The 13351-nt window shown below is 64.2% G+C and carries 11 protein-coding genes; 1 reads left to right on the forward strand and 10 read right to left on the reverse strand.

The annotated features are described in order from the left end of the window. From PSEWESI4_RS18355 to tssB, 10 genes are all read right to left on the reverse strand, one after another. On the reverse strand, window positions 1-381 hold a 381-nt coding region (locus PSEWESI4_RS18355), incomplete at its 3' end, for a contractile injection system protein, VgrG/Pvc8 family (protein ID WP_268960801.1). Between the two features lie 30 nt (window positions 382-411). Continuing rightward, window positions 412-1239: a type IVB secretion system protein IcmH/DotU gene (icmH, locus tag PSEWESI4_RS18360; protein ID WP_187672673.1), complete on the reverse strand. Its 828-nt coding sequence runs from the start codon at window positions 1237-1239 to the stop codon at window positions 412-414. A 1-nt stretch (window position 1240) separates the two neighbouring features. Continuing rightward, window positions 1241-2578, reverse strand: a complete 1338-nt coding sequence (gene tssK / locus PSEWESI4_RS18365; RefSeq protein ID WP_187672674.1) for a type VI secretion system baseplate subunit TssK — start codon at window positions 2576-2578, stop codon at window positions 1241-1243. Then, window positions 2575-3486 (reverse strand): type VI secretion system lipoprotein TssJ, encoded by a 912-nt coding sequence (tssJ, locus tag PSEWESI4_RS18370; protein ID WP_187672675.1) that lies wholly within the window; start codon window positions 3484-3486, stop codon window positions 2575-2577. Before tssJ ends, tssK begins: the two co-directional genes overlap by 4 nt. Next, entirely contained in the window at window positions 3483-4835 is a 1353-nt protein-coding gene (tagH, locus tag PSEWESI4_RS18375; protein WP_187672676.1) for a type VI secretion system-associated FHA domain protein TagH, read from the reverse strand. Before tagH ends, tssJ begins: the two co-directional genes overlap by 4 nt. After that, window positions 4832-5851: a type VI secretion system baseplate subunit TssG gene (tssG, locus tag PSEWESI4_RS18380; RefSeq protein WP_187672677.1), complete on the reverse strand. Its 1020-nt coding sequence runs from the start codon at window positions 5849-5851 to the stop codon at window positions 4832-4834. The genes tagH and tssG overlap by 4 nt, the downstream gene beginning before the upstream one ends. Next, window positions 5815-7581 (reverse strand): type VI secretion system baseplate subunit TssF, encoded by a 1767-nt coding sequence (gene tssF / locus PSEWESI4_RS18385; RefSeq protein WP_187672678.1) that lies wholly within the window; start codon window positions 7579-7581, stop codon window positions 5815-5817. The genes tssG and tssF overlap by 37 nt, the downstream gene beginning before the upstream one ends. Before the next feature lie 7 nt (window positions 7582-7588). Further along, entirely contained in the window at window positions 7589-8020 is a 432-nt protein-coding gene (gene tssE, locus PSEWESI4_RS18390; protein ID WP_187672679.1) for a type VI secretion system baseplate subunit TssE, read from the reverse strand. Window positions 8021-8039: 19 nt separating this feature from the next. Next, a complete protein-coding gene (gene tssC / locus PSEWESI4_RS18395; RefSeq protein ID WP_187672680.1) occupies window positions 8040-9521 on the reverse strand; it encodes a type VI secretion system contractile sheath large subunit in 1482 nt (493 codons plus the stop codon). A 216-nt stretch (window positions 9522-9737) separates the two neighbouring features. Further along, a complete protein-coding gene (gene tssB, locus PSEWESI4_RS18400; RefSeq protein ID WP_187672681.1) occupies window positions 9738-10241 on the reverse strand; it encodes a type VI secretion system contractile sheath small subunit in 504 nt (167 codons plus the stop codon). 394 nt (window positions 10242-10635) lie between these two features. On the opposite strand from tssB, the gene tssH reads away from it, so the two are divergent. Continuing rightward, window positions 10636-13218, forward strand: coding sequence for a type VI secretion system ATPase TssH (gene tssH, locus PSEWESI4_RS18405; protein WP_187672682.1), 2583 nt, complete (start codon window positions 10636-10638; stop codon window positions 13216-13218). Window positions 13219-13351 lie beyond the last annotated feature (133 nt).

The following is a 13351-nucleotide window of genomic DNA, read 5'->3' on the forward strand; positions in this document are numbered from 1 at the left end:
GATGCCCTGGGCGCGAAGGACGCTGTCGAGGATCTGCGGGACGCTGCGCTGCTGGAAGATCCGCCAGTTGGAACGCAGCTCGGCGCGGGCCAGGGCGGGTTCGACCACGGCGCTGTAGCGGGTGCGGCGAAAGCCGGTGTCGCCCTGGGCGAAGGCGCTGACCAGGCCGTGGACATGGCGCACCGCGCGTTCGCCGTGCCAGAGGGTGAACAGCGCGGGCCGGTCGAGGATCGCGCCAAAATCCACGGCGGGATCGCGGCTGGAGAGCTCGAGGGTCAACCGGAAGGGCGTGGACAGCCCTTCGTCCAGCTCGAAGGAGATGACCTCGAAGTCGCCGCTGGCGGGCGCGAAGGTGAAGCGCAGGTCGGATTGGCGGGGCATCGCGTGCAGCTCCTTGAGGTGATCCGCGGCTCAGTGCCTGAGAATCTCGTCCAGCGATTGCAGGACCTGTTCCGTGGTGTTGCCGAGGCTCATGGCGTAGAGGATGTAGACGCAGGCCAGCAGAGCCGCGGCGGCGATCCAGGGCGCCCACCAGGGCAGTTGCCGGCCGATGCGATAACGCCGGGAGGTGACGTTGGCGCTGGCGTCGGTCAGTTGCTCGGGGCTGTCGCCGCGCAGTTCGCGCAAGGTGCGGTGCAGCTTGTCGATGAGGGCCTGGAGCGACTTGTCGTTGTTGTCGTGCTGCAGGCCGTACTTGCCCCTGAAGCCGAGACAGAGGCACAGGTACTTGAACTCCAGCACGTCGCGGTATTTCTCCGGCTCCATCAGCATGCGCGAGAGGATGGTGAAGAACTTTTCGCCGCCCCAGGTCTCGTCGTGATAGGCGCTGAGCAGGGAGCGCTGCGCCCACATGGATTTGGAGCCCCAGGGGGTGCCCATTACCGCTTCGTCGACGAAGGTGCACAGGGCGTAGCGGAAGGCGAGCTGGGTAGCGGTGTCGTAGTTGTGCTGGTTGATTTCCTCGTCGAGCGCGGCGATCTGTTTGCGGACCATCTCGTAGAGCCCGCCCACGTCTTCGTATTTCTCCATCCCGCGCAGGCGGATGACCAGCCCGAACAGTGGGAGAGCGCCGTCCACCATCGGGTTGTAGCCATGGCCGCGCAGTTGGAAGTCGAGGTCTTCGTCGTGGTCGATGTGCTGGATGCCTTCGAACATGATGTCCTGCTTCTGCGTGACGACAGACGCCGGAGTGGTTCGCTGGTAGTCGGTACGGCGGCTGGCGGTTTCGGTGCTGCTCATGTCATTGGCTCCTGATGGCCCAGAACTGCAGTTCGAGCTCGGGGTATTCCCCAGCGATGTGGAAGCCGAAACCGGCGGTTTCGCGCATCATTTGCCAACTGGGGTGGGAACGGTCGAGCTGGAAGTAGGTGAAGCCCGCATGGAAGGGCAGGTGGCGCGGCGCCACCGGCAGGGGGCTGAGCGGAATGCCCGGCAATTGCAGGCTGACCAGTTCGGGCAGCTTTTCCATGGAGGCGACCTTGGCCTGCTGCACGAATTGCTGGCGCAGCTTTTCCAGCGGCATGCGCGCGCGCACGGCGAGGATGAATTCGGCGTCGGCCAGCAGGCGCTTGTCCTGGACGGCGGCGGTGAGCATGCCGTACTGCTGCTTGACGATCGGCAGGGAGACGGCGCGCGGTTGCAGGACGGTGCTCAGGGCGCGTCGCAAGGTTTCCTCCAGCGTGCGGAAGGACAGGCGCAGGTCGTCGTGCTGGTAGGGGGAATATTCCTGCGGCAGGCGCCCTTCGTCGGTGAAGGTGACCAGTTCTCCGCATGCCTGGCTGAAGGCGATGTAGAGCTGTTCGGGGTGCACGTGGCGAAGGCGCGAGAGATGCTGGAAATAGGGCTGCAGGCGGTTGAGCGTCTGCAGCAGGTTGAAGTCGGTGACATCCGCCACGCCGGCCTGGCCGGGTGAGCCGATGCGTTCCGCGATGTTCTTCGCGCGCTCGCGCATGAGGCCGGCGATTTCACCGAGGAAGCGCTGGAGCGGCGGGATGGCGGTGAGCGACAGGCTGGTGGGGTAGAAGGCTTCATCCAGCACCAGGCTGCCGTCCGGCCGCTTGTCGAGGATGCGGCACAGGGCGATGCCGGTGAAGGCGCTGCGGTCGTCGCGTTCCAGGGACAGTTGCAGGTTCGGGAGGGCGAGGTCCATCTGGACGTGGTCGCCCTCCAGGCTGTGGCTGTCCTTGACCTCCTCGGAGCGCGCCACATAGCGAGTGTTGGCATAGCTGTCGGGCCACTGGATTTCCAGCACGCCATCGGAGCGTAGCGGCAGGGTCAGGTACACCACCTGGTTGACGGCCGACAGGTCGTTGATCGCCAGCGGTGTGGGTGGCGGCACGTCGTTGGGAATGTCGAAGGTGCTGCCGTCGGGCATGGCGCCACGGGCGCGGACGATGGCGATCTTGCCGAAGCTCAGGTACTCGTGGTTGAGCTCCAGTTCGCTGAAGCCGTACAGGTGTTCGCTGACGCTGTTCACCCGCTGGTGGATGAGGTGTTCCAGCGAGCGAGACTGTTGCTGAAAGTGCTGGGGCTTGACGAACAGTCCTTCGCTCCAGATGACGGGGTTCCTTGAAGTCATGGTGTGGGTCTCGGCTTCGGCTGGCGGTAGCTTTCATCGGTGATGGCGACCTGGGTGTCGGTCAGGGTCACCAGCACGGCGTACTTGTGTCCGGTGGGTTCGAGGCGGAGCACCTGTTTCCAGACCGCGCCGTCCTGGTTGTGGAAGTTCGCCATCACGGCCAGGTAGTGGGTCTTCTCGTCGATTTCCGCGTAGTCGATGAACTTGAACTGGCCCGGCTGCAGGACGTAGTCGTCGTCGTCCAGGTAGGTCTTGCCCAGGGCCTTCTTCAGGTTCTTGGTGAGCATGTCGTGGTCGGCGCTGAGGAACAGCGAGTCGTCCTTGAGCTGCAGGACCTTGAAGGTAATGGGCGTGGCCGCCTCCCTGGAGGCGAAGGCGTTCTGTCGCTCCTGGAGGCCGTCGACCATCTCTTCGGCGTATTGCCCCAGGGCAGGGGGCTGGTCGGTATCGATCGGGAACGGCACGCCGGGACGCCAGGCCGACTTGTCCGGTGCGGGATGGGCGGAAGGTTTCCCAGGCATCTGCAGTGCCGGGTCGAACTGCAGGCTCAGGGACGGCTTTTTGCCGTACTCGGACGAGCCGGTGCCTTCCTGCTGCATGTATTCGAGCAGCGCGCGCAATTTCTCGGTCAGGTCGACGTGGCTGCTACCGCTCAGGTTGATGCGGTAGGGGCCTTCATTCCCGGTTCCGAGACCCGCCTGCTGGACGGGCGCCGCACCGGGAGGCGTCGCCGTGGCGTCGGTGGGTTCCGGCTGTACGCTGGCCGGGTTGGGATTGACGTCTGGGGCCGCGTACAGGCTGAGCGAGAGTTGCGTGGGCGGTGCTTTTTCCTTCTCGCCGCCGAACAGGCCGCATCCGCCTATCAGCGTGCCGGCCAGCAACAGCAGGATAGGGCGTCGGGCTTTCATTGGGCTTCCGCTCGAAGGGCCTGGTCGTAGGCTTGTTCGAACACTTCCCAGAACAGCTTTTCGAAGCCCTTCTGGCGGGAGGAGGTCAGCTCGTTGTAGTAGTGGGTGTACATCTGCCACGCCCAATCGTTGCTTTCCGACTGTGCGGTATGGCCTGGCCGATAGCGCTGGAAGCGCTGCAGGAGCACGTCGGGAGCGAAGGAGCGCAACAGGGCATCGAGGCTCGCGCTGATGGCCTGGATGATCGCGGTGTTGTGCTGGCGCGCCTGGGCCAGGCTCTCGTCGATGGCCGCCCTGGGGGACAGGTGGACGACACTGCGGTCGCTGGAGAAGAGCGCGCGGACGGTATCGTCGTAGCTCTGCCCGAGGCGCAGGGGATTGTCCTCGATCGGTTGCAGGGTGCGGTTGAGCAGCGCCAGGCGCTGCTGGGTACCGGCCTGGCTGCCGTACAGGGCGGCGATGCCGCGGATGGTGGCATTGAGGGCCTGTCCGGCCTCCAGCAGCAACTGGTGGGCCGATTGCCCGTCGAGCCGGCCGATCGGGGCGCCGAGCCCTTGCAGCAGGGGTTCGATGGCTTGCTGGGGATCGCCGCCAATCACCGGAGCGGCCGGCGTCGAGTAATCGTATTGCTGCGTCATGTTGGGTTCTCCGGAATGGGGCAGGGGAATGCCGGATACGGCTTCGAATCGGGTTTCGGCCAGGTCCGCCTGGGTCGTGGATGGCGACAGGCCATAGTGGGTGGGGTCGAACGGGTTCGAGGAGCGCTTCTCCGCCTGCTCCTTGGCACGGCGCTCGGCTTCGTCGAGGGCGGCGAGGGGGTCGAGGGCGCTGTCGCGTTGCGTGCCTTCGACGAGATCGTCCAGGGCTGAGCGGCCCTTGTCCCTCTCCGGGCGCATGTCTGGCGCGGCGGGACCGTTGGCCAGTTCGTCCAGTTGTGCGCCCTGGTCGTTGAGCATTTCTCCGACGCCGTACTGGCTGAGGTGGCGCGACGGATCGGGAAGCTGGTGGTCCTGATCCTGCAGGTGGGCGACGATCCTGTAGGGGCCGACATGCAGGGTGTCGCCCTCGCCCAGGCGGGCGCTGACGTTCTGGCCCACGGGGCTCTCGTTGCTGTTGACGCGGGTGTGCCCGGAGCGGTCGATCACGCAGAAATTGCCTTCCTCGAACAGGATCTCGCAGTGGATCGCATGCACGCGGTCACGGCTGTCGGTGAGTATCCAGTTCGCGCCGCGGCAACCGATGGTGCCGCCGGTGCTGTCGAAGGTGTGGGTGGGCGCGCAACCCTGCTGCAGCATTTGCGGGTTGACGACTGCGAGGGCGATGCGGCGAGGGGCGGCCGATTCGTTCATGAGCGCACCTTGATGCGGACGGTGGATTGTTTGCGCAGGACCTTGTGGTCGACGAAGCTCGTCCAGCCCAGATGGGTACCGTTGGTCCTGCCGAGATTGAAGGGGGGCACTTCCTCCTGGCGCAGCCCCAGTTCCAGGTCGTAGGCGGCCGGGTCGCGCAGCAGGAAGTCGATGAGCTTGCGCAGGCGCCCGTAGTTCTCGCCGCTGGGCAGGAATTCCCGGAAGCGGCGCTGGTCGAGATCGGAAATGACGATGGTGAACTTGCTGCTGCGCGAGCGGACCCGGCCACCGATGACGAAGCTGTCGCCCAGGGTGCCGTTGCGCTTGCCCAGGGCCAGGAGCTGGCTTTCCGCAATGTCGACGTAGCGGAGCTCGAACTCGCGGATGTGCACCGTGGTCAGGTCGAAGCAGTGCGCGATGATGCCCGCCACCACGGTCGGCGAGCGGCTGCGGCTGGCGATCAGCCCGGCGTAGCTGAGCAGGCGGCTCCATGGGATAGGGGTGGCTCCGCGCAGTTCCTCGTCGTTGAGCCCGATCAGGGAGAAGATGTAGCGCGAGAAGCGGTCCTTGGCCTCGCGCTGGAAACGCACGTAGTAGCGGTATTTACGCCAGGCCTGGTGCAGCAGGGTCAGCAGGCGGTGGTTGAAGAAGTCGAAGAACGCCGGACGGATGCCGATGCCCTGGGCGTATTCGTAGGCGAGCCGGTCCAGGTAGTAGCCGGGCAGCGGCGAGTCCGGTCCGTGCAGGCCGAAGAATGTCGCCTGCACGTGGTAATCGCTGCGCGCATGCTCGGGCATGCGCTCGGCGAGACCGATGTCGGAGGCGGGGAAGCCCAGGCCGGCATAGCTGGTCAGGCGGACGCGCTGCCGCTCCGGGTGCAGGGTCTCGGAGGACTCCAGGTCGTCCTCGTGGAGGTTGTGCAGATGCTCGAGCAGCCGGAAGAAGTTGTAGTTCTTCGCATCTGCCAGCAGGGCATCGGCTAGATCAGCGGTTGCTTGCCGGTCTGCAATGGCCATTCGTAGCGCTCGTTGTTGCTGGTGTTGATCACTTCCAACTGGTGGAAGGAGTTGATGCTGGCGTACAGGGCGAAGAAGTGGCTGAGCACGGTGCCGAACAGGTACAGGTCGCCTTCGCAGAGAAAGGCCGACTGGTCGAGTTTCAGCACGGTCTTCAGGCCTCGGATCGGCAGGCCTTTCATGAGGACGTCGGTCGGTACGGTGACGGCGTCGCCGATGCCGTTCAGGCGCTTGCGCGTCGTGCGGGCCTGCTGGATGTCGTGCAGCGCGGCGAAGTCGTAGGCGCGGATGACCGCCTTCAACGGTTCGGCCGAGAGCAGCGACAGGTAGTTGAGCGAGAGGTTGGAGATCAGCGTCCATTGCAGCCCGCCGTCCAGCACGGGGCGGTAGGAGGGCGTGGGACGGACGATGTTGGTGTACGAGGCGTAGGTCGGGGTGTTCCCGGAGGGCAGGCAGATGTCGCCCGCGCCGAGGGCCAGCGGCAGGTCGCGGTTTGTGCAGGTCAATGCCAGCGAGACGGTCTCGCTGACGCCGATGTAGGCGGTTTCGTCGTCGCGCACGAAGGCGACCCGATGCACGACCCCGTCCTCGCTGAGCGCGTTCTCTATGCGGGTCCGGTAGTAGAGCGCGCTGCGCCCGTGGGCGTGCTCGATCTCATGCTGGAACGACTCGAACGGATGGAAGGTCCGCAGCCGCTCGCCGCGTGTTCCGTCGGGGTCTCGCCGCCAGCCGTACACCTCGTCGATGCTGAAGATCTCGTAGCATTCCGGCCTGTGGCCGATGGGCCGCAGGCGCTGGTCGACGGCCCGGCCATCGAGGTTGATCGGTTCCGCGTCGTGGGCGAACAGGTTGACCGCCGGCGCACAGTACAGCGAGATGTCCGATGTCCTCAGGCGGATATCGGCGGGCATCGGCCGGGAAAAATGGAACTCGAAGCGGATCTGCCTGGCCTTTTCGGCGGGCCAGAGCGAGCGCAGGGCGTTCAGGCTGAAGAAGTGGAAGCGCTGCGGGAAGGTGAAGTATTCCTGCAGGATGCGATAACCGTCGAAGACGTTGCGAGGGTAGGGCAGCAGTGCCTCGTCCGGATTGAAGCCGGGAAAGCTCACCTGGCGTGGCTGGATGCGTTGCACTTTACCGTTGAGCTCGACGCGAACCTCGCTGAGGTACTTGGCGAGCCACAGATAGAGCGTCTGCGCGGTGGTGTCGTCGCCGCTCAGGTGGAAGTCCAGCCTGTCGCAGTCGATGGCGTTGAGGTCGTTGTCGGTGATCGAGCCCAGGTCGATGCGTACGATGGATTTCTCGCGCGTGTGGGCATCGCTGACCTCCAGCAGGCGCAAGGGGTGGATGATGACGTCGGTGCAGGTGCGGAACTCGCAGGAGACACCGTCGACCGGCCTGGAGAGAATCCGCGTGCCGCGCGGGATGACTTGTCGTTCGCTGATGGCCCGCCCCGCCGGGTCGAAGCGGATGATGGTGGCGCTGGGCAGCGGGCGCAGGTAGTTAGGCCACAGCAATTGCAGCAACGAGTGCGTCAGCTCCGGAAGGTCGTCCTCGATCTTCAGGCGCAGCTTGGCGGTGAGGAAGGCGAAGCCTTCGACCAGGCGCTCCACATCCGGGTCCGCCGCCTGGTCGCCCAGGAAGCGCGCGAGCTGGGGATTGTCGTGGGCGAACTGGCGTCCTAGCTGGCGTAGCTGGCTCAGCTCGTCTCGGAATTTCTGTCGTAGCGGCATGCCTGCCTCACCTCATGATCCTTGTCGATCGGTCCAGTCCATTGATGACGAGGTCGATTTCCATCTGTTCTTCCGAGTTGAAGACGGGCACCAGGCAGTCGAGTCGGAAGTGCAGTTCCAATGGCTGCGAAGGGTCAGGTTGCGCCCTCACGTTGAGGACCTTCACGCGAGGCTCGTGCATGGCCACCGCGCGCCGGATGTCTTCGCAGACACGCAACTGGAGGTCGGCGCTGCCCATGGAGGCGTCGTTGAAGTCCCGCAGACCCGCACCAGGGCTGCTCGCGGAGCAGCCCTGGTGTGAGTTGAGGAGCCATTCCAGATGTCGCTTGATCGCCTGTATGCGCTCGTGGGCGAGATCCTGGCGCGACAGGGCGCGCCGGGGTATCGCCTCGGGATCGAGTCGTTCGAACAGGCTGCCAAGCCCTGCCGTCCTGGGCATGGGTCAGTGTCCTGGCTGGTTATTCCTTGTCCAGCTTGCCGACCAGCGACAGCTCGAAGTTGGCGCCCATGTACTTGAAGTGCGGACGCACGGCCAGGGACACCTGGTACCAGCCCGGGTTGCCCGCCACGTCCTGGACCTCGATGCGGGCGGCGCGCAGCGGACGACGGCTGCGAACGTCGGCGGAAGGGTTCTCCTGGTCGGCGATGTACTGCTTGATCCAGACGTTGAGCTCGCGCTCCAGGTCCTGACGCTCCTTCCAGCTACCGATCTGCTCGCGCTGCAGGACTTTGATGTAGTGCGCCAGGCGGTTGATGATGAACAGGTAGGGGAGCTGGGTCCCCAGCTTGTAGTTGGTCTGGGCTTCCTGGCCTTCCGGGGTCTTGGCGAAGATCTTGGGCTTCTGTACCGAGTTGGCCGAGAAGAAGGCGGCGTTGTCGCTGTCCTTGCGCATGGTCAGCGGAATGAAGCCTTCTTCGGCGAGTTCGAATTCCTTGCGGTCGGAGATCAGCACCTCGGTGGGGATCTTCGCCTGCAACTGGCCGAGCGATTCGTACAGGTGGACCGGCAGATCGTCCACGGCGCCACCGGATTGCGGGCCGATGATGTTCGGGCACCAGCGGTAGCGGGCGAAGGACTCGGTGATGCGGCTCGCCATCAGGTAGGCGGTGTTGCCCCACAGGTAGTTGTCGTGGTCGCCGTCGATCGCTTCGCGATAGGAGAAGCTGCGGACCGGGTTCTCCAGCGGGTCGTAGGGTTGGCGCAACAGGAAGCGCGGCATGGTCAGGCCGAGGTAGCGGGCGTCTTCCGATTCGCGCAGGCCGCGCCACTTGGCGAAACGCGGGCCTTCGAAGATGTCCTTGACTTCCTTCAGGTTCGGCAGGCCCTGGAAGTCGTCTAGGTTGAAGAATTCGGGACCGGCCGCGGCAATGAACGGTACGTGGGACATGGCTCCGACGGAGGCGACGTAACGCAGCAGCTTGATGTCGGGTGCGGACGGGCCGAAGGTGTAGTTGCCGATCATGCTGGCCACCGGTTCGCCACCGAACTGGCCGTAGTTGGCGGTGTAGACGTGCTTGTAGAGTCCGCTGCGGGTGATGTCGCCGGCGCTCTCGAAATCCTCCAGCAGCTCTTCCTTGGTGACGTGGAGGATCTCGATCTTGATGTTCTCGCGGAAGTCGGTCCGGTCGACCAGGATCTTCAGGCCGCGCCATGCCGATTCGAGTTGCTGCAGGCCAGCATGGTGGAGGATGGCATCCATCTGCTCGCCGAGCTTGTGGTCGATCTCGGCGATCATCTGATCGACCAGCACCTTGTTGATCAGTTGCTCGCGATCATCGCTCTTGAGCATCTCCGCGATGAATGCCGCGACGCCGCGCTCGGCGACGGCATAGCCTTCATGGCTGGGAGCGATTCGGGTCTGGGCCATGATCTGGTCCAGCAGGCCGGCGGAGGCGGCGGGAGCGGCGGATTCTACGGTCGAGGTGTTTTCTTGGGACATGACGGTGACTCCTTGTCAGCGCGATGGCGAAAAGGGGAGGCGTGGGGCTGAGGGCCCTTCTCGGTGGCGTGTCTTAGGCTCTGTACGAAAAGTGCCTGCGCTCGGTGATGCTTCGTTAAAAACCGGTTCGGAATGCTCATTTAGCACTCGTAAACTCCGCTTCCTCACCGATTTTTGCCTCGCCTGACCTTCGCTCGACGACTTTTCGTACAGCCCCTAGCTGTGGGGCTGGTCAAGTACCAGGTCGAGCTCCTTGGCCAGCTTGGCGCGCGCCTGTTCGTCGGTCAGCAGCGTTTGCAGTTGCTTGCGGAAGGCGGGGACGTTGCCCAGCGGTCCCTTGAGCGCGGTGAGTGCTTCCCGGAGTTCGAGCAGTTTGTTGAGTTCAGGAACTTGTTTGGCGATCGAGTCGGGCGTGAAATCGCTGATCGACTTGAATGCCAGGTTCACACGCAGGGTATCGGATTCATCGGCGCCGAGTTTTGATGGAACTTCCATGTCCAGCTTCAGGTTCGCCTTTTCCAGTACAGCATCGAAAGTATCTTTGTCGATGCGAACGGGTTGGCGTTCCTCAAGTGCCGTTTCTTCACCGTGACCTTTGAAATCGCCGGTGACCAGCAACTTCAATGGCAGTTCGATCTCGGCCTGTTGATCGCCCGTTGCGGGCACGTACTTGATGTTGATGCGCTCCTGGGGGGCTACGGAGCCGGGCTTGCTCGACATGACAAACTCCTTCTGTAGGTCGAGTGCGCATGGGGTTGAAGCGACAGTAACGTCTGTCAGTTCGCCATCCATGCGAGACGTTTGAATTTTCACTACTTAACGGTTTCACCGCTTTTCGCGAACTTTTGCGCAAACACATCGGTAGTCGCCGTGTTGGCACGTTTTCCTAGTTCAACAGTTCTTGAGCAGAAATCGCAAGAGGTGGCTATCTGCCATATTTATCGTCTGAAAGTATTCATGATGGCAATGTGATTTCTAACTTTTAAGAAATTTCCTAATTGCCATGTCTTGGTATTTTGTGAAGTAGGTTCGACGTAGAAAGTTGGAATTTACAGATAGCTCCGTTCTCTGCGAGTATCGAAAAAGGACTGTTATCCGTTACAAGAGTTGTCAGATGATCAGGATCGATCTGCCGGCGCTCATCGAGCGTCTGAACCCGGTTTGCCGGCATGGCCTGGAGGAGGCCGCCAGTCTGTGCATCAGCCAGCGCGGCTCTGAAGTGACCGTCGCCCACCTGCTGTTCAAGCTGCTGGATAACCCTTTGGGAGATGTACGCCTGGTGCTCAAGCATGCGGGCGTGGATGTGGACTCGGCGCGCCAGGCGCTCTCCAGCGCCTTTCCCGAACAGGGCGACGGACACGACCAGTACCCGGCATTCTCGCCGTTGCTGGTCGAACTGCTGCAGGAGGCCTGGCTGATCGGCTCGCTGGAGCTCGAGCAGCCTGCGATTCGTGGTGGAGCCGCGTTGCTCGCCGCCCTGCTCAATCCCGCGCGCTACCTGCCGCTCCAGGCGATCCGCCTGCTCGACAACATCAACCGGGAGACGCTGCGCAAGCAGTTCGGCACGCTCCTGGCGAACTCCTCGGAGACCGTCGAGAAAGGGCATGCCCCCCTCGCCGAGCTGACGTCGTCCGATACGGCGCTGGCCAGGTTCGGACACGATTTCACCGCGCAGGCTCGCAAGGGAGGCATCGACCCGGTGTTGTGCCGCGATGCCGAGATCGACCTGATGATCGATATTCTCTCGCGGCGCCGGAAGAACAACCCCATCGTGGTCGGCGATGCCGGCGTGGGCAAGAGCGCGGTGGTCGAAGGGCTGGCCCTGCGCATCGTGCAGGGGCGCGTTCCCGAACCCTTGCGCCAGGTCGCCCTGTGGGGGCTCGACCTCGGTGCCCTGCAGGCCGGCGCGGCGGTCAAGGGCGAGTTCGAAAAGCGCCTGAAGGCGGTGATCGACGAGGTGAAGGCCGCTCCGCAGCCGATCATCCTGTTCATCGACGAGGCGCATACCCTGATCGGCGCCGGCAATGCCGCTGGCGGCAGCGATGCGGCCAACCTGCTCAAGCCGGCGTTGGCGCGGGGCGAGTTGCGCACCATCGCGGCGACCACCTGGTCCGAGTACAAGAAGTATTTCGAGAAGGATCCGGCGCTCACCCGCCGTTTCCAACTGGTGAAGCTGGACGAACCCAGCCAGGAGCAGGCCGTGCATATCCTGCGCGGCCTTCGTCCGATCTACGAGCAGGCGCACCGGGTGTACATCGGCGACGACGCCCTGCGTGCCGCCGCCGCGCTATCGGCGCGCTACCTGTCCGGCCGGCAGTTGCCCGACAAGGCCATCGATGTGCTGGATACCGCATGCGCAAGGGTGGCGACCGCCCTGGCCGAACCGCCGCGACGGTTGTCGGCACTCGAGCACGAACTGTTGCAGATCGACTCGGAAAGCACCCAGTTGCGCCGCGACGCGCGTTCCGGCCGCCAGGTCGATGAGCGCCGACTGGCGTCGCTGGACGAGTCCCGCGAGAGCGTCCAGGCGCAAATGCGACAGTTGCACCATGCCTGGGAGCAGCAGAAGGCCCTGGTGGAGGAAATCCTCGCCCTGCGCCACGAGGTCGAGGAGGGTGCGGACGAAGAGCGTGGGACAGGCGCCGCTCCTGCGCTGGCCGACAAGGTCGGACAACTCGCCGAGCTGCAACGGGACGGAGCGCTGCTGCACGCCGATGTCGGCCACGAGCAGATCGCTCAGGTCATTGCCGACTGGACCGGCATTCCCATCAACAGCATCACCAGCGATCGCATGGAGCGGCTGCAGGAGTTGCCCGCCACCCTGCGCGAGCGGGTCAAGGGGCAGGAGGCCGCCATCGAGCGGGTCCATCGTCACCTGCTGACCGCCATCGCCGATCTGCGCCGTCCGGGTACGCCGCTGGGGGCCTTCCTGCTGGTCGGGCCCAGCGGCGTCGGCAAGACCGAGACGGCATTGGTCCTGGCCGATGCCCTGTTCGGCGGCAAGCAGTTCCTCACCACCATCAACATGTCCGAGTACCAGGAGAAGCACACGGTTTCCCGCCTGCTCGGCGCACCGCCGGGTTACGTCGGCTACGGCGAGGGCGGCGTGCTGACCGAGGCGATCCGCCAGCGCCCCTATTCGGTGGTGTTGCTCGACGAGGTGGAAAAGGCCCATCCGGAGGTGCTGAACATCTTCTACCAGGCCTTCGACAAAGGCGAACTGGCGGACGGCGAGGGGCGGCTGATCGACTGCAAGAACATCCTGTTCATGCTGACTTCGAACCTGGGTTTCGACCAGCAGGACGGCGCCCTGGGCGATCTGGATGAGGCAACACTGCGCAGCCGGCTCATGGGCTTCTTCAAGCCGGCGCTGCTCGCCCGCATGCAGGTGGTGCCGTACCGCTACCTGGACGAGGAGGTGCTGGGCGAGATCGTCGATGCGCGCCTGGCGCGCATCCAGAAACAGTTCTCCGAACGTTATGGCGCGACCCTGGATGTGGATACCAGCGCGCGGAGCGAGCTGCGCGCCCGTTGCACGCGCCATGAGAACGGGGCGCGCATGCTCGATGCCGGAATCGACGGCGAGTTGCTGCCGCCCCTGTCGTTGGCGGTGCTGCAGTGCCTGGCCGGCGGCGTTCCATTTTCCGGTGCCCGGCTGGATTGGGATGGCGGGAGTTTCCTGGCGACCCTGGACTGAGGAATCAAGGAGATGGATGCGCTAGGGATCGCGAACATGGCGCGGGACATGGCTTCGGCCGTGAGGCCGGATGAGCTCGCCAGATGTTTCCTGCTCGGCAGCGTACGGCTGCATGAATTGGAGCTGGGCTTCT

This window comes from Zestomonas carbonaria (assembly GCF_904061905.1).
Classification (GTDB): domain Bacteria; phylum Pseudomonadota; class Gammaproteobacteria; order Pseudomonadales; family Pseudomonadaceae; genus Aquipseudomonas; species Aquipseudomonas carbonaria.